At 71.3% G+C, this 16,744-nt stretch carries 15 protein-coding genes and 2 pseudogenes; 10 read left to right on the forward strand and 7 right to left on the reverse strand.

Annotated elements, in window-relative coordinates; translation table 11 throughout:
- On the reverse strand, positions 1–954 hold a 954-nt coding region (locus tag ACFV9T_RS41100), incomplete at its 3' end, for a TauD/TfdA dioxygenase family protein (protein WP_385448593.1).
- A 180-nt stretch (positions 955–1,134) separates the two neighbouring features.
- Between ACFV9T_RS41100 and ACFV9T_RS41105 the strand changes: the two are divergent.
- The 7 genes and pseudogenes from ACFV9T_RS41105 to ACFV9T_RS41135 all read left to right on the forward strand — a co-directional run.
- Positions 1,135–2,274 (forward strand): annotated as a pseudogene (locus tag ACFV9T_RS41105) (ROK family protein); the annotation flags it as partial.
- Positions 2,275–2,341: 67 nt separating this feature from the next.
- The gene (locus tag ACFV9T_RS41110; protein WP_385448628.1) at positions 2,342–2,425 is read left to right on the forward strand and encodes a putative leader peptide; all 84 of its coding nucleotides are present in this window, start codon (positions 2,342–2,344) and stop codon (positions 2,423–2,425) included.
- Between the two features lie 189 nt (positions 2,426–2,614).
- Complete coding sequence (locus ACFV9T_RS41115) at positions 2,615–4,204, forward strand: ABC transporter substrate-binding protein (protein WP_385448596.1); 1,590 nt, start codon at positions 2,615–2,617, stop codon at positions 4,202–4,204.
- Between the two features lie 2 nt (positions 4,205–4,206).
- Positions 4,207–5,151, forward strand: coding sequence for an ABC transporter permease (locus ACFV9T_RS41120; protein ID WP_385448597.1), 945 nt, complete (start codon positions 4,207–4,209; stop codon positions 5,149–5,151).
- Positions 5,152–5,159: 8 nt separating this feature from the next.
- Positions 5,160–6,023 (forward strand): ABC transporter permease, encoded by an 864-nt coding sequence (locus ACFV9T_RS41125; RefSeq protein ID WP_385448600.1) that lies wholly within the window; start codon positions 5,160–5,162, stop codon positions 6,021–6,023.
- A complete protein-coding gene (locus tag ACFV9T_RS41130; RefSeq protein ID WP_385448604.1) occupies positions 6,020–7,846 on the forward strand; it encodes a dipeptide ABC transporter ATP-binding protein in 1,827 nt (608 codons plus the stop codon). Before ACFV9T_RS41125 ends, ACFV9T_RS41130 begins: the two co-directional genes overlap by 4 nt.
- Positions 7,843–8,862 carry an LLM class flavin-dependent oxidoreductase gene (locus tag ACFV9T_RS41135; RefSeq protein ID WP_385448607.1) on the forward strand — a complete coding sequence of 340 codons (1,020 nt, stop codon included), beginning with the start codon at positions 7,843–7,845 and terminating at the stop codon, positions 8,860–8,862. Before ACFV9T_RS41130 ends, ACFV9T_RS41135 begins: the two co-directional genes overlap by 4 nt.
- A gap of 15 nt (positions 8,863–8,877) precedes the next feature.
- Here the strand turns inward: ACFV9T_RS41135 and ACFV9T_RS41140 are convergent, their stop codons facing one another.
- The 3 genes from ACFV9T_RS41140 to ACFV9T_RS41150 all read right to left on the reverse strand — a co-directional run bounded on the left by ACFV9T_RS41140 (position 8,878) and on the right by ACFV9T_RS41150 (position 11,679).
- Positions 8,878–10,167, reverse strand: coding sequence for an MDR family MFS transporter (locus ACFV9T_RS41140; RefSeq protein WP_385448610.1), 1,290 nt, complete (start codon positions 10,165–10,167; stop codon positions 8,878–8,880).
- A 58-nt stretch (positions 10,168–10,225) separates the two neighbouring features.
- On the reverse strand, positions 10,226–11,209 hold the full coding sequence (locus ACFV9T_RS41145; RefSeq protein ID WP_385448612.1) for a trypsin-like serine peptidase: 984 nt from the start codon (positions 11,207–11,209) through the stop codon (positions 10,226–10,228).
- Positions 11,210–11,358: 149 nt separating this feature from the next.
- Positions 11,359–11,679, reverse strand: a complete 321-nt coding sequence (locus tag ACFV9T_RS41150; RefSeq protein ID WP_385448615.1) for a VOC family protein — start codon at positions 11,677–11,679, stop codon at positions 11,359–11,361.
- A gap of 212 nt (positions 11,680–11,891) precedes the next feature.
- On the opposite strand from ACFV9T_RS41150, the gene ACFV9T_RS41155 reads away from it, so the two are divergent.
- Positions 11,892–13,085, forward strand: a complete 1,194-nt coding sequence (locus ACFV9T_RS41155; RefSeq protein ID WP_385448631.1) for an MFS transporter — start codon at positions 11,892–11,894, stop codon at positions 13,083–13,085.
- Between the two features lie 8 nt (positions 13,086–13,093).
- On the opposite strand, the gene ACFV9T_RS41160 is transcribed toward ACFV9T_RS41155, so the two are convergent.
- The 3 genes from ACFV9T_RS41160 to ACFV9T_RS41170 form a co-directional block, all read right to left on the reverse strand.
- Complete coding sequence (locus ACFV9T_RS41160) at positions 13,094–13,612, reverse strand: hypothetical protein (protein ID WP_385448617.1); 519 nt, start codon at positions 13,610–13,612, stop codon at positions 13,094–13,096.
- Between the two features lie 113 nt (positions 13,613–13,725).
- Entirely contained in the window at positions 13,726–14,583 is an 858-nt protein-coding gene (locus ACFV9T_RS41165; protein WP_385448620.1) for a 3-hydroxybutyryl-CoA dehydrogenase, read from the reverse strand.
- A gap of 115 nt (positions 14,584–14,698) precedes the next feature.
- Positions 14,699–15,376 carry a TetR family transcriptional regulator gene (locus ACFV9T_RS41170; protein WP_385448623.1) on the reverse strand — a complete coding sequence of 226 codons (678 nt, stop codon included), beginning with the start codon at positions 15,374–15,376 and terminating at the stop codon, positions 14,699–14,701.
- 174 nt (positions 15,377–15,550) lie between these two features.
- Between ACFV9T_RS41170 and ACFV9T_RS41175 the strand changes: the two genes are divergently transcribed.
- A complete protein-coding gene (locus tag ACFV9T_RS41175; RefSeq protein WP_385448626.1) occupies positions 15,551–16,357 on the forward strand; it encodes an electron transfer flavoprotein subunit beta/FixA family protein in 807 nt (268 codons plus the stop codon).
- Between the two features lie 55 nt (positions 16,358–16,412).
- Positions 16,413–16,744 (forward strand): annotated as a pseudogene (locus tag ACFV9T_RS41180) (electron transfer flavoprotein subunit alpha/FixB family protein); the annotation flags it as partial.

Here is a 16,744-nt window from a genome sequence, read left to right on the forward strand (position 1 = left end):
CACCCCGTCGGTGGAGCCGCCCGAGGCGATTCCGTGGGCGGGCTCGGGCACCGATTCCGGCGCCAGCAGCACCGAGCGGCGGCCGTCCACACCGACCGGCACATCGCCGTCGATGGTGACGCGGCGCAGGGTGCGCTCATGGGCGTCGGAGTCGTCGACGCCGTAGTGCTGGGTCGCGCGGTTGTCCCAGATGGCGACGTCACCGGCGCGCCACTGCCAGCGCAGGGTGTTCTCCGGACGTTCGACGTGCGACTGGAGGATGTCGATGAGGGCGCGCGAGTCCCGGCCGTTGAAGCCGGTGAGTTTCTGAATGAAGTTCCCCAGGATCAGGGTGCGTTCGCCGGTCTCGGGGTGCACACGCACCACCGGGTGCTCGGTCTGGAACTTGATCGCGGTGAACACCGTGAGGTGCTGCTTCAGCGCCGCCGCCGGTGCGTTGGGACGTGAGGCGGCGTAGTCGTAGTCGTTGGTGTGCACCCCGCGCAGGCTGTCGGCCAGCACCCGCAGCGGCTCGGGGAGGTTGGCGTAGGCGGCGGCGGTGTTGGACCAGAGGGTGTTGCCGCCGTACGGCGGGATGACCTCGGCGCGCAGGATGGAGAACGCCGGATACGCGGGCACGAACGTGACGTCCGTGTGCCACTGGTTGGCGCGCCCGCCGTGCTCGTTGTCGATGGGGAACGCGTAACGGCCATCGGCGGACGGCACGGTGGGGTGCGCGACGGGCTCGCCGAGGAGCCTGCCGAACGCCTCGTGGCTCTCGGCGTCGAGGTGGTGCTGGTCGCGGAAGAAGACGACCTTGTGCTGGAGCGCGGCGGCCCGGATCGCGGCCACGGTGGCCTCGTCCAGGTCGCCGCCGAGCCGCACTCCGGAGATCACGGCCCCCAGGCGGCCTCCGATCTTCTCGACGGTGAGGGCGGTGGCGGTGGCGGTCGCGGCGGGTGCGATGAACGTCATGAGAGTCCCTTCGCCGGGGCGGGTGCCGGGTTCGTTGCTGTCGGAGCGGAAGGAAATCCGCGCAGGTGAAGCGCGTGGTCCACGAGCTTGGGCATCGTGCTGATGGCCGGTCAACGTGTCCCGGGTCGGCTTCACGACCTTGCAATACGCCTGACACCCGGGCCTGCCCCCAGTCGCCAGGACCACGGCCCGGTGGCCCGCAGTGGCATCGCCCGGCTGGCCGGGCTGAGTCCGGCGGCCGTGTCCCGGCAGTGCACCGACCTGACCCGGCTCGGCCTGGTGCGCGAGGTGCCCGAGCTGGTCGCCGCGAGCGGTGTGGGCCGACCACAGATCCCGGTGGACCTGCACACCGGCGACGCGGGCGGGCCACTCGTCGCGGGCGTGCACATCGGCGTCCCCGGGTCCAGCTTCGGCCTGACGGATCTGCGTGGCACGGTGGTGGCCCGGCAGGACTTCCCGCACGACGGGATACCCGCCGCCGAGCTGCGGACACGCCTCGGCCGGGCGCTGGCCGCGTTCCTCGCGGAACACCGGCCGGACGGCGCCAGGGTCCTCGGCGTGGGCGCGGCCATCGGCGGCTGGGTGGACCCCGCGCACGGCACCGTCGTACGCCATGAGGCGCTCGGCTGGGACCACTACCCGCTGGGAGCGGACCTGCAGCGGCACACCGGGCTGCCCGTCCGGGTCGACAACCATGCCCGCGCCGTCGCCCGCTCCGAGCTGCTGTTCGGGCGGCCTGCGGCACGGCGCTCCCTGGTGCACCTGTTCGTCGGCAACGTGGTGGACGCGGCGCTCGCCATCGCGGGCGTCGTGCACAGCGGGCCCAGATCGGGCGCCGGGGATGTGGCGCACCTGCCGGTGCCGGACAGCACGGCGCCGTGTCCGTGCGGCCGCACCGGCTGCCTGGAGGCCACCGTCTCCGACACCGTCCTCGCCCGGCGAGCGGTGGCGGCCGGGCTGATTCCCGAGCCCGACGCCGCACTGCTCGTGGACGCGGCGGCAGCGGGGGACCGGCGGGCCGACGCACTGCTGCGGGAGCGAGCACGGGCGGTGGGCCGGGCCACGGGGCTGCTGCTCGATGTGCTGGGCCCCGATCTGGTGGTGGTCACCGAGCGGTCGAGCACACTCCATCCCGCCTACCTCGATGAGATCCGGACGGCCGCGGTCGCGCACGCACACGTCTGCGACGACCCCGAGCGGATCGTGGTCCCACATGCTGGACCGGCGGCGCTCCTCGTGGCCGCCGCCACCGTCGTACTGAATCCGCTGCTCACAAGCCCGCTGCAAGCTTGCCGCAATACGGCCGCAATACTCCCGTAGGACCGTCAAGCCGCCCTGCCCGAACGGTTGTTGACCACCGTGCGGGACCGCTGACATTCTGCTGCGCGTGCCCCCGGACCTGCGCCTCGTCTCCCGCTGCCATGTCGATCTGTGTCGACAGGCCAGCGCGATCTGTGCTGCCCGCCGATAGCGCACCGCTGATCCGCCACCGCGTCACCGCTGATCCAGCCTGACTCCGTGTCCGGCGGTCGTCCGGAACACCTCACCGCGGACCACCTCGCAGCGCGTCACCTCCCCCCGGCCGTCGGCAGCGCCCCGGGACCCGCGTGCGCGCCCCCGATTACTTCCTGCCGAAGCGAAAAGAAATGGGTCTTCCCTCATGCGCACACCTCCCCTCCCGCCCGCGGACCCGCTGCCCCGGCGCACCGCTCTGCGGGCCGCCGGTGCCGGCGCCCTGCTGCTCGGGGCGGGTGGCGCGCTGACCGGCTGCCGTTCGGCCGTCTCCACGGTCGGCGGGTCGGCGGGCGGACCCAAGCGCGGCGGGACGCTCACGGTCGCGGTCAACGAGGACTTCGAGCCCTCTCTGCTGTTCACCCAGGCCGACCAGTCGCTGCAGAACCGGCTGATCTACAACACCCTGATCCGCTACGACGAACGGCTGCGGCCCCAGCCGGAGCTGGCCACCTCGTGGCAGTACGCCGCCGACGGCCGCAGCATCAAGCTTCACCTGCGCGACGACGTCACGTACCACGACGGCCGCCCGTTCACCGCCGACGACGTCATCTTCGCCGTCAAGAACCTGCGCGTGCCGGAGCGCTCCTCCCAATTCGCCGCCACCGCCAAGGCCGTGACCGGCTTCGAGAAGCGCGGCGACCATGAGCTGGTACTGAGACTCGCCCACCCGGTGAGCAACCTCTTCGACCTCTTCGAATTCATGATCATCGCGGACCGGCACACGATCGAGGACACCCTGGCGGGCCGGAAGCTCAACGGCACCGGCCCCTTCACGTTCGTCAGCCGTAAACCGGGGGTGGGCCTGAGCCTCGTACGCAACGACACGTACTGGATGCCGAACCGCCCCTACCTCGACGCCGTCGAACTCCGCCTCTACACCCAGCCGGACGCCCTGCTGTCCGCGCTGCGCTCGGGCCAGGCGCAGCTGTCGTACCACGTGTCGGGCAAGTACCTGGCCACGCTCAAGGTCGGTGCGAGCTTCAGCGTCAAGCGATACGACACCGGCACCGGCGCCATGTACATCGGCGCCAGCGTCACCAAGGCACCGGCCGACAACAAGACCTTCCGCCAGGCCATCGCCTGGGCGGTGGACCGGGACCGGATCGTGGCGCAGGCGCTCGGCGGCTACGGCCTCGCCTCGGCGGCGCCCTGGCCCCGGTCCTCACCCGCGCACAGCGAAGCCACCCGCACCCACTACACCCACAACCCGGCCAGCGCCCGTGAACTGCTGAAATCCTCCGGGGTGTCCACGAAACAGACCCTGCCGCTGGGCCACCCCACCACCTCGGTGCACACCACCATCGCCGAGATCGTGCAGAACGACCTGAAGCAGGTCGGCATCAAGACCGAACTGGAACCCACCGACCCGGCCGTGTTCCAGAAGCAGCTGATCTCCGGCACGATGCCCACGCTGTGGATCAACAGCCACTCCTTCGCGCAGGTCCACCCCTCGACCCTGGCCATCAGCGCCTACCCTTTCAACGAGGCCAAGAACACCTCGCACTACCGCTCCCAGCCGTACACCGAGGCCGTCCACGCCGCCTGGCGCCACAAGAGGGCCGACGGCGCCGAGGCGAACGCCCTCTACCGCCACGTCTCCGACCTCCTCCTCGACCAGGCGTTCATCATCGACCTCGCCATCGAGGACGCGGTGCAAGTGGCGTCGAAGCGACTCCACGGGCCGACGCTCAACAAATACATGTACCTCAACCTCGACAACGCCTACCTGGACTGACCATGCGTGGCTATCTCCTGAAGAAGATCCCCTCGGCGCTGCTGGTCCTCCTCCTCGCCTCCTTCCTGATCTTCGCGATCCTCCGGCTCGTCCCCGGCGACGCCGCGGACGCGCTCGCCGGACCGGACGCCTCACCCGAGTCCGTCGCGGCCATCCGCCACCAACTCGGCCTCGACCAGCTGATCCTGACCCAGTACGCGAGCTGGATCGGCGACCTGGTCACCGGTGAGCTGGGCCCCTCGTACGCCATCGGCGGCGAAGTGGCCGACCTGATCGGCGACGGATTCGCGGCCACCGCCGAACTCACCGCGGGCGCGCTGTTCTTCACCGTCGTCATCGGCCTGCTGCTCGGCGTGCTCGGCGCCACCTCCCGGCGGCCCGCCGTGCGGGCGGCCGTACGGGCGCTGACCACCGCCGCCCTGGCGGTGCCGCCGTTCGTGACCGGCGTGGTGCTGGTGCTCGTCCTCGCGGTGCATCTCGTCGTGCTGCCGTCGGGCGGGCGGATCGGGCTCTTCGCAGCACCCGACCTGGAGCTGCAGTACCTGCTGCTGCCCTCGCTGTGCCTGGCCCTGCCCAGCGCGGCCGTGCTGGGCCGCTACCTCAAGGACAGCCTGGAACGCGCCCTCGGCGAGGACTACATCCGCACCGCCACCGCGGCCGGAGTACCCCGGCGCAGACTGCTGTGGCGGCACGCCCTCCCCAATGCCCTGCCGCCCGTCGTCACCCTGCTCGGCATCCAGACCGGCCAGCTCCTCGGCGGCGCCGTCCTCGTGGAGGCCATCTTCGCCTGGCCCGGCCTCGGCCAGCTCGCCGACCAGGCGCTCACCCGCCGCGACTACCCCGTCGTCCAGGACGTGCTGCTGCTCCTGGTCGCGGTGTTCGTCGTGATCCAACTGCTGACCGACATCGTCTACGCGCTGCTCGACCCGCGCATCCGGTGGGAGTGAACACCCCCATGACCACGCTCTCGACCGCGACCCCACGAAGGGTACGCAACCGGGCCACCCGCCACCCCTACCTCACCGCCCTCACCACCACCCGGGGCCGCGTCGGCCTGGTGCTGGTCGGCCTGGTGGTGCTCAGCGGCCTGCTCGCCCCGCTCCTCACCGCACACGACCCCACCGACCAGAGCGGCGACACCCTGCTGGGCCCCGGCAGCCCCGGACACCTGCTCGGCACCGACGACCTGGGCCGCGACCTGCTCAGCCGGGTGCTGTACGGCATCCGCGCCGACCTGGAAGTGATCGCCACCGCAGTGCCCCTCGGCGCCCTGCTGGGCTGCGCCTTCGCCCTGCTCGCCGCCGTCCACCCGGTGCTGGACACCGTGGCGCAGCGGCTGTTCGACCTGGTGCTGGCCTTCCCGGGGCTGATCCTGGCGCTGGCCATCACCGCGGTCCTCGGCCCGGGCCGCCTCCCCGTGATCGTCGTCATCGCGCTGGCCGAAATCCCCGTCTTCGGCAGGCAGTTGCGGGGCGCCATCCTCGTCCAGCGGGAGCGCGAGTACGCCGTCGCCGCCCGGGTCGGCGGCACCGGCCGGGTACGGCTGCTGCTGCGGCACATCCTGCCCAACTGCACCGACCCACTGGTCGTCCAGCTCGCCGTCTCCCTCACCATCGCCGTCTTCCTCGAAGGCGCCATGAGCTTCCTCGGGGTCGGCATCCGCCCGCCCGAACCCACCCTCGGCAGCCTCCTCAGCCAGGCGCTGCCCTACCTGGCCCAGGCGCCCTTCTTCGCCGCCGGACCCATGCTCTCCGTCACCCTGCTCGTCCTCGGCTTCTCGCTGCTCTCCGAGGCCCTGAACCGGGAGATCCGCCGATGACCTCGCCCCTGACATCCCCTCTGCTGGACGTACGCGGCCTCAGCGTCGACTTCAGCACTCCGGACGGACGAACCGTCCACGCCGTACGGGACGTGGACTTCACCCTGGAACGCGGCGAAACCCTCGCCGTCGTCGGCGAATCCGGCTCCGGAAAGTCCACCACCGCGCTCGCGCTGACCCGGATGCTGCCGGGCACAGGACGCATCACGGCCGGATCGGTGCTCCTGGACGGCACCGACCTCGCCACCACGACCGAGGAGGAGCTGCGCGCGGTGCGCGGCGCCCGGATCGGGACGATCTTCCAGGACCCGATGACCTCCCTCAACCCCGTCCTCACGGTCCGCACCCAGCTCGACGAGGTGCTGCGCGCCCACCGCCACGGCGACCGCGCCACCCGCCGGGCCCGCGCCGAGGAACTTCTCGACCTGGTGGGCATCCCGGAACCCCGGCGCAGACTGAACGACCACCCGCACCAGTTCTCCGGAGGCCAGCGCCAGCGCATCCTCATCGCCATGGCCCTCGCGGGCGAACCGGACGTCCTGGTGGCCGACGAACCGACCACCGCACTCGACGCCACCGTGCAGGAACAGATCCTGCGGCTGCTGGCCACGCTCAACGAGGAGACCGGCACCGCCCTCCTCCTCATCACCCACAACATGGGCGTCGTCTCCCGCTCCTGCGCCCGGGCGCTGGTGATGTACGGCGGCACCGTCGTCGAGAACGGTCCGACGACCGACGTCCTCACCCGGCCCCGGCACCCCTACACCACGGGGCTGCTGGCCGCCGTACCGCGCCTGTCGTCCCCCTCCGGCACCCGCCTCACCGGCATCCCCGGCACCCCGCCCGACCTGTCGCTGCCGTTCGCGGGCTGCGCGTTCGCGCAGCGGTGCGCGTCGGCGGACGAGCAGTGCCGGACCGAGGCGCCGCCCCTGGTCGACGGCGTGGCCTGCTGGCACCACGACGAGACCCCGCCCGCCGAGCGTCCCGAGCCCGCCGCCCGCACCACCCCCGAAGAGGGCACACCGCTGCTGGAGGCCACCGCCCTGCGCAAGGAGTTCCGGGCGCGCCGCCACGCCCCGCTCGTCGCCGTCGACGACATCTCCCTCACCCTCCACGCGGGGGAGACCCTCGGTATCGTCGGCGAGTCCGGATCCGGCAAGTCCACCCTGGCCCGGCTGCTCGCCCACGCCCACCCCGCCGACAGCGGCACGATCCGGCTCCGCGGCGAGGACGTCACCCGCCCCTCCCGCACGGCGCTACGGGCCCTGCGCCGCCAGGTGCAGATGGTCTTCCAGGACCCGTACGCCTCCCTCAACCCGCGGATGACCGTGGGCGACATCGTCGGCGAACCCCTCCTCGTCCACGGCCTCCACCCGGACCGCGCCGCCCGCGCGCGGCGGGTCGCCGAGCTGCTGGAACTCGTCGGACTCGACCCGGCCGTCGCCGACCGCCGGCCGCGCGCGTTCTCCGGCGGCCAGCGCCAGCGCATCGGCATCGCCCGCGCCCTGGCCCCGGAGCCTTCCGTGCTGCTGTGCGACGAACCCGTCTCGGCGCTGGATGTCTCCGTACAGGCCCAGATCGTCAACCTCCTGGCCGATCTGCAGCGCGACCTCGGCCTCGCCCTGCTGTTCATCGCCCACGACCTGGCGGTCGTACGGCAGGTCAGCCACCGCATCGCGGTCATGCACCGGGGCCGGATCGTCGAGACGGGCCCCGCCGACGAGCTGTGCGTCGATCCGCAGCACCCCTACACCAGCGCCCTGCTGGCGGCCGCCCCCGAACCCGAGCCGACCGTCGCGGTACTGGAGACTCATACGGTATGAAGACACCCCCGAGACCCCTGCGGAAGCTCGGCTTCCTGACCATCGGGCTGTTCGACGAGGCCGACCCCTACCAGGGCCACGAGTCGACACTGGAAATCATCGAACTGGGCGAACGCCTGGGCTTCGACAGCGCCTGGGTGCGCCACCGCCACCTCCAGTACGGCATCTCCTCACCCATCGCCGTCCTGGCGGCCGCCTCGCAGCGCACCCGCCGCATCGAGCTGGGCACGGCCGTCATCCCCCTGGGCTGGGAGAACCCACTGCGGCTGGCCGAAGACCTGGCGACGGTCGACATCCTCTCCCGAGGCCGCCTCAACCCAGGGGTCAGCGTCGGCCCGCCAGGCCACTACGACCAGGTCAAAGGCGCGCTCTACCCGGACACGGCCGACACCGAGGACTTCAGCCACGAGCGCGTACGACGGCTGCTGGACTGCGTACGCGGCGAACCCGTCACCCGCTTCAGCGGCGCCGAAGGCTTCGAGGTGTTCTCCGACCGCGTCCAGCCGCACGCCCCGGGCCTCGGCCGCCGCATGTGGTACGGCGGCGGCAGCCTGCGGTCGGCCCGCTGGGCCGGTGAGCAGGGCATGAACCTCCTCACCAGCAGCGTCGTGAAGGCGGAGGAATCCGAGGACTTCGCCGAGATCCAGCTCTCGCACCTACGGACCTTCCGCGCCCACCACCCCGACGGCGACCGTGCCCGCGCCTCCCAGGGACTCGTCGTCATCCCCACCGACACCGCCTCACCGGAGCAGCGCGCGAAGTACGAGGCCTACGCCCGTAAACGCCTGCCGCGCACCACCACGCCCCAGGGCCCGGCGCACATGATGTTCGCCCCCGACCTCGTCGGCACATCCGGGGAGATCGCCGAACGCCTCACCTCCCACGCCGCCTTCCGGGAGGTCGAGGAGGTCGCGTTCGCGCTGCCCTTCACCTTCGAGCACGAGGACTACGTCCAGATCCTCACCGACATCGCCACCGGACTCGCCCCGGCCCTGGGCTGGCAGCCGCCCGCCTGACCCAAAGGCTCTGCCTCAGCCTCCGTCCGATCCCTGCCGGTGGGGCAGCAGCGCCACCGCGAGGGCCGGAACGGCGGCCAGGACCAGCCAGGGCACGGCGGCCGGGAGGCCCAGGTCCAGCAGGGAGCCGGTGGCGGAGCTGCCGATGAGGACGATCAGACCCGATACGGAGGACAGCGCGCCGGTGTAGAGGCCGAGCCGCCCGTCCTCGGCGAGGTCGGGCACCCAGGCGCGGGCGGCCGGGACGACCAGCATCTGGCCTACGGTGAGCAGGACGACGAACCCCGCGGCGGGCAGCAGCCCCATGGCGCCCGACCACTCCGCCGGGCGCGCGGCGGCCACGACCGCGAAACCGGCCGCGATGAGCAGCAGCCCGCCCGCCATCGAGCGGCGCAGATCGAGCCGGTCGCCCGCCCAGCGGGTCACCGGCAGCTGCGCGCACACGACCAGCAGGGAGGACAGCGCGAACAGCCAGGACAGCGGAGCCTGGGAACCCGTCGCGCGCTCCACCTCGTCCGGCAGGGCCAGGTAGAGCTGGTTGTAGGCGAGCAGATAGCTGCCGTACGCGCAGCACAGCGCGAGGAAGCGGCGGTTCACCAGCATCGCGCGCACCCCGCCCCGCTCCCGGACGCGGACCCGGCCGGGTATGTGCTGCGGCATCAGCCGCGCGTGCCCCGCGAGGACGAGGACGAAGACCCCCGCGCCCGCGAGGCACGCGGTACGGAAGTCCACGACCAGCAGCAGACCGCCGATCAGCGGCCCGACGAAGGCCCCGGCCTGCCCCGCCGCGCTGAACAGGGCCAGCACCCTGGTCCGGGGCCCGCGCCCCTCCTGCTCCCAGAGCACCGCCTGCCGCGCCACCTCGGACTCCACCGCCGGGGAGAACAGGGCCGCGGCGAAACCGATCAGCAGCACCGCGCCGACCACGGCCCCGACCGACTCCGCGTACCCCAGCCAGGCGAATCCGGCGATCCGCAGCACACACCCGGCCAGCACCACCGGCCGCACACCGTACCGGTCCACCAGCCAGCCGCCGACCACGAACAGACCCTGCTGGCTGAAGGTCCTCAGGCCCAGGACGAAGCCGACCAGCCAGCCCGCCATGCCGATCGCGGTGCCGAGGTGCTCGGCGAGGAACGGCAGCACGGCGTAGAAACCGATGTTGAAGGCGAGCTGCGTCAGGATCAGCAGCCGCAGCAGCGGCGACAGGTCCTTCCAGGTCCGTGTCCGTGGCGGCTTGGCGGCCCGGGGAGTCCGGCTGGTCCGGCCGGTTCGGCCCGGGGCCTTGGAGAGGGGATCGGTCATCCCCTCATCCTCGCCGACCGCCCCGTACCGCGACCGCCCGGGCCCCGTGCCCTGCCTGCTAGGAGGCCTGCGCCGTGTCGTACAGGGCCTTCGCCACATCCCCGAAGTACGGGCCGTACATCGTGTTCGGCAGGAAGACGTAGCCGAAGCTGTTCACCGACACCTGCAGCCCGGTACCGGTGGCCTCATTGAAGCCGGTGAACCAGGGCCCGCCGCTGGACCCGCCCGTCATATTGCAGGCGAGGCTGTGGTCCTGCGTGAGCAGCCAGTCCTTCGAGCTGTTGCCGCTGCAGTAGATGAGCTTCGTCCCGTCGTACGGCGAGGCCGCCGCGAACCCGAAGGCGTACATCTGCTTGTTGTAGCCGCCGTTGAACTGGAGCCCCTGCGCACCGACGACCGACGTGAGCTTCTGGCCGTTCAGCGGGGCCACGACGGCGGCGCCGACGTCGTTGTTGATGTCCTCGGTGGCCTCCCACTGCGGGGTGGTGAGCGTCTTGGCCGCGGTCCACTGCCCGTACGGCGCGTTGCCGTTGTCGTAGGCGGGCACGAAGACCCAGTTGGTGTGCCAGCTGCCCTGGTACTTCACACAGTGCCCGGCGGTGATGACGGTGCTGGCGTTCTGGCTCGTCACCGCGTTGCCGGAGCAGGAAGCCGTACGCCCCTGGAAGGTGAAGAACACCCGTCCCGAGGTTTTGACGACGGCCCCGCCGCCCGCCCACGGGCCACCGGCCTGCGGGAACGAGGCGGGCGCGGCAGTGGGCGCGACGGTCGTCGACGGCCCGCCGGTCTCGGGGGCCTTCAGCCGCTTGGCGGCCTGCCGGGTCAGCAGCAGATCGAGCGGGGTGGCCGCGCGCATCCGCTCGGCGGTCCAGAACGTGCGGGCCTTGTGCTGTTCGACGGCCGAGGCGGTACGGGCCGCTACCGACGGCCCGGAGGCCGCTTCGGGTGTCGCCGCGGTGGCCGCGGCCGAACCGAGAAGGCCGCCGCTCAACAGGGCTCCAACGGCCAGCAGAATGCCCGCGGCAGTGCGATGGCGTCTCACGCATGTCTCCTTCTGCCGTGCCCGCACTGGTGGCGTCCGGGCAGGGTGGGGGAACGAAGAGCGGTGCGGATAGACGTGCGTCAGGCAGCGTGCCACGGGAATCTTGACTTGTCAGGGTCGAGTTGACGCCTTTCTCGACGGGGCTGGCTTCACGCCACGTACAGCTCCACGGCACGCCCGTCCGGATCCTCCACGACGTGGCGGCCAGGAGCCAGCGGCGGAGTCACCGTCCGGCCGTCGACGGTGAAGCCCAGCCGCACACTGGAGACGGGCCGCCGGGCGGTGGCCGGATACAGCTCGACCACGGTGCCGTCCGGCAGCGTGGCGGCGTAGTGGACCGGGCCGCGCCCGTGCTGTTCCTGGACGAGGGCCAGCCCCAGACCGCTGTAGAAGGCGCGGGATTCCTCCACGTGGTCGGTATAGAGGACGATGAGGGCGATGCCGACGGCTTTGGGGGGCGCGGCAGACATGACGACTCCCTGCTGATCGTTCGGGACGGGGCCCGCGGAAGATACCTTAGGCCTCCTTCGCCCCGGAATGGCGGCCCGTTCATGCCCGTACCAAGCCCGCTCGCGGTCTTCGCCCACCCGGACGACGAGTCGCTGTCGGCAGGGCTGACCGCCTGACACACCCCTACGATGTTTGCGTGAACATCCGACGGGGCGACGGGACCGCGCGGAGAATGCCCGCCGGGTTGGCCGCGCTCGCGCTCGGCAGCTTCGGCATCGGCCTGACCGAGTTCGTGATCGCGGGCCTGCTGCCCCGGGTGAGCCGCGACCTGGACGTCTCCGAGGCTGCGGCCGGGTGGCTCATCTCGGGATACGCCCTGAGCGTGGCGATCGGCGCGATCCTGCTGACCGCCGCCACCACCCGCCTCCACCGCAAGGCCGTCCTCATCGGCCTGGTGGCGCTGTTCGTCCTCGGCAACCTGCTGTCCGCCATCGCACCCACCTACGCCATGGCACTGCTGGGCCGTGTCGTGGCCGCTCTGTGCCACGGCTCCTTCTTCGGCATCGGCTCCCTGGTCGCCCGCCGGATGGTCCCGCCGGAGCGGGCCTCACGCGCGGTGGCCGTGATGTTCGCCGGGCTGACGGTCGCCAACGTACTGGGCGTCCCGTTCGGCACCCTGGTCGGCGAACGCTGGGGCTGGCGCGCCACGTTCTGGGCGATCACCGGGATCGGCGCGCTGGCCGTGGCCGCGATCGCCGCGTGGGTCCCGGCCTGGGCGGGCACCGTGGACGAGGCCCACCGCACGACCGGCCTGCGCCCCCAGTTGCGCGCCTTCCGCTCCCAGCAGGTCTGGCTGACCCTCGCCGCCACCGCCCTGAGCTACGGCGGCATGTTCGGGGCGTTCAGCTACATCGCGTACACCCTCACCGAAGTGACCGGCTTCTCCGCCGCCGACGTCGCCTGGCTGCTCGTCGTCTACGGCAGCGGCCTGGTCATCGGCAACGTCGCCGGAGGCCGGGCGGCCGACCGTAACCGCGACCGCACACTGATCGCCTCCCTGGCCGGACTCGCCACCACTCTCGCGGCCTTCGGCCTGCTGGCCGAGGGACGGGCCGCGTCAGTAGCACTCATCTTCCTGATGGGCGTCTTCGGCTTCGCCAGTGTCCCCGGCATGATCACCCGCGTCACGGACGCCGCCGGTGGCGCACCGCTGGCCGCCAGCGCCAACGTCTCGGCCTCCAATGTCGGCAACGCCCTCGGCGCCTGGCTGGGCGGCCTCGCCATCAGCACCGGCCTGGGCTACACCGCACCCCTGTACGTGGGCGCCGCGGTCGTGACCCTGGGCCTGGCCGTCATGCTGGCCACCGCCCGAACGGCCCGCTCGGTGGACGTCGACCGCCGAAGGCAGACCAGGACGCCCCGGTAACGGCTGGGTCAGCCAGCCAACTTCACCTTGGTGGCCTTGGCGATCTCACACGTTTTCGGCATCGCGTCGGCCTCGCCCTTCCACGCGGTGGACGCGAGCGCGCTCTTCATGGCTCCGGTCTGGACGGGCTGCTGGGGGAGGGTGGTGTAGACAGCCTCGTCGGGGTGCGCGGAGTTCAGAAAGCGGACCTTGACGGTGTAGGCGTAGTCCGCCGGACCGTCCGCGTTGTCGAGCTGGACGATCGCGAACAACTTGGCCTCGCGCAACTGGCACGACTTGATGCTGACCTCGGCCTTGGACGTGACGGCCTGGGCGGGGCCGGCCCCGCCGGCCGGATCGTCTGCCGCGGCGGACCGCGACGACGTGGCGGCCGGGCTCGGCGAGCCGCTGCTGCTCGTGTCCTTCTTCCCGTCCTTCCCGGCGGCGGACGACGCGTCGTCCGACCCGCCGCTGGAGCAGGCCGACAGAGCGAGGAGAGCGCAGGCGGAAAGCGCGCCGAACACGGCGCGGGAAGAAAGGTGGTGCATGGGAAAGGGTCCCCCGTCAGGACACGGATTCGCCGGACGGACCGGCCCAGTCCGCTTCACGCTAGCACCCGCCCTCAGCGCCACCCGCAACGCGGCATCAGTGCCGCTGACCTTCAGTAGGCGTAGAAGCCGTGACTGCTCTTGCGGCCCAGGCGTCCGGCGGCGACCATACGGCGCAGCAGGGCGGGCGGCGCGTACAGCGGTTCCTTGAACTCCTCGTACAGCGACTCGGCAACGGCCTGGGCGGTGTCGAGCCCGATGAGGTCGAGCAGTCGCAGCGGCCCCATGGGGTGGGCACAGCCCAACTCCATCCCATGGTCGATGTCCTCCGGGCGGGCGGTACCCGTCTCCACCATGCGGACCGCGGCCAGGAGATAGGGCACGAGCAGGGCGTTGACCACGAAGCCGGAGCGGTCCGGAGCCTGGATCGTCCGCTTGCCCAGCCGCTGGGCGGCGAAGTCCCTGGCGCGCTCCAGTGTCTCGGTGGCGGTGGTCAGGGCGGGAATCAGCTCCACCAGGGGCTGTACGGGGACCGGGTTGAAGAAGTGCATCCCGATGACCTGCTCGGGTCGGCTGGTGGCGGTCGCGAGGTCGACGACGGGCAGGGAGGAGGTGTTGGTGGCCAGGATCGCCCGGGGGTCGACGACCTCCTTGTCGAGGGTCTGGATGACCGTGGTCTTGAGATCCCGCTGTTCGGCGACCGCCTCGATGACGAACTGACGGTCGGCCAGATCACCGAGGTGGCAGGTGAATCGCAGCCGGGCCAGGGCCTGGTCCCGCTGGTCCTCGGTGAGCTTGCCGCGCCGCAAGCCACGGTCCAGGGAGGCTGTGAGGCGGCGGCGGCCCGCTTCGGCGGCGTCATGGGTGGCCTCGGCCACCAGTACATCCAGGCCTTGGCGGGCGGCGACTTCGGCGATGCCGGAGCCCATCAGGCCGCAGCCGACGACACCGAGGCGGGAGACGTTTTCCATGGCAGTCCTTCGGAGTGGAAGGGCAGGCTGGTGGAGAGGCGGCCGACCGCCCGGCTCGCGGTCACGCTATGGCACTCAGTACCCTTGGTCAAGGCTCTGAGTGCCACGGCTTCGCCTACTCGTCGCCCAACGTCTTCTCGATCTTCTGTACCACGCGCCACAGGGGAGCGCTCCGCGGCGCCACCATCACGATCACGTCGTCCTCCGGTGCGGGCGCGGCGCCGCTCTCTGCGGACGCGTCGGCGGCGCCCCATGTCTGACGGACGAATGTCAGGGCCTCATCCACCGTCTGCGCGGCATCGCCGCGGCCCCCGTCCCGCAGCCAGGTCCGCAGCCCGTTGTTGTGCGCGGCGACGACGGCCGCGGCCTGCACTTCCGCCCGGAGTGCTCCGTTCCGTTCGGCCGCGTAGCGTTGCCGGAGGTAGTGGGCCAGGGTGCGTTCGTAGCGGTGCACCACGGACAGCTCGTACCCGCGCAGGCTGGGCACTTCGCGCGTGAGCCGATAGCGCTGCACGGAGAACTCGGGGTTCGCGGCGTACATCCGCATGACGAGACGGGCCGCGTCGCAGACCACGTCGAGCGGTTCGCCCTCGGTGCCCGCCGCGAGGAAGGCGCTCATCTCGGTCAGGCAGCGCTCATGTTCGGGGAAGACGACGTCTTCCTTGGACGGGAAGTACCGGAAGAACGACCGGCGGCCCACTCCGGCCCGCGCCACGATGTCGTCCACTGTGGTCCGCTCGAAACCGTGCTTCATGAAGAGCTGGAACGCGGCCTCGATGAGCACCTCACGCATGGGCGTTTTCCCAGATGGTCCAGACCCGCTGACCGCCGCGGTCGCCCTGCCGTCGTCACGTTCTTCCGTCATGGAGGGAACGTAGCACCAGTGCCGGGCAAGAATAGCACTCAGTGCCTTTACGAAGGGTACTGAGTGTCATACGCTCGCTCGGAGACTGTAAGGAGATTCGGCGTGAGCTTGAGGATCGTTGTCTGTGTGAAGTACGTGCCCGACGCCACCGGCGACCGGCACTTCGCCGAGGACCTGACGCTCGACCGTGACGATGTGGACGGCCTGCTCTCGGAGCTGGACGAGTACGCGGTCGAGCAGGCCCTCCAGATCGCGGAGGAGCGTCGGCGGGAGGGTGACGACGCGGAGATCACGGTGCTGACCGTGGGCCCGGAGGACGCCAGGGACGCGCTGCGCAAGGCGCTGTCGATGGGCGCTGACAAGGCCGTGCACGTCGAGGACGACGATCTGCACGGCACGGATGCGCTGGGCACCTCGCTGGTGCTGGCCAAGGCGGTCGAGAAGACCGGCTATGACCTGGTCGTCTGCGGTATGGCCTCCACGGACGGCACGATGGGCGTGCTGCCCGCGATGCTCGCCGAGCGCCTGGGTGTGCCGCAGGTGACGCTGCTGTCGGAGGTCTCGGTCGAAGGTGGCGCTGACGGCACGGTCACGGGGCGCCGGGACGGTGACACGGCGACCGAGTTGCTTCAGGCGTCGCTTCCGGCTGTGGTGTCCGTGACCGACCAGTCGGGCGAGGCCCGTTACCCGTCGTTCAAGGGCATCATGGCGGCGAAGAAGAAGCCGGTGACCTCCTGGGATCTGTCCGATCTGGACATCGAGGCCGAGGAGGTGGGCCTGGAGGGTGCCTGGACGAAGGTCGACGGCGCCGAGGAGCGCCCGGCCCGCACGGCGGGCACGATCGTCAAGGACGAGGGCGACGGGGGCAAGCAGCTCGCCGCCTTTCTCGCGGAGCGCAAATTCATCTAGAAGTGCTGCCTCGCGAGCAAGAAGTTCATCTGATCCGCAGGAGAGAAGAAGTCCTATGGCTGAAGTCCTCGTCTATGTCGACCACGTGGACGGTGCCGTCCGCAAGCCCACCCTGGAGCTGCTGACGCTGGCCCGCCGCGTCGGCGAGCCCGTCGCCGTCGCCCTGGGAGCGGGCGCCGCGGACACCGGTGCCACCCTCGCCGAGTACGGCGCGGTCAAGGTCCTCACGCATGACGCCGCGGAATACGCCGACTACCTGGTGGTCCCGAAGGTGGACGCGCTCCAGGCCGCCTACCAGGCCGTGAGTCCGGCCGCCGTGCTGCTCCCGTCCTCCGCGGAGGGCAAGGAGATCGCGGCCCGCCTCGCGGTCCGTATCGGCTCGGGCAT

The sequence above is a fragment of the Streptomyces sp. NPDC059850 genome (assembly GCF_042731515.1).
Taxonomy (GTDB): domain Bacteria; phylum Actinomycetota; class Actinomycetes; order Streptomycetales; family Streptomycetaceae; genus Streptomyces.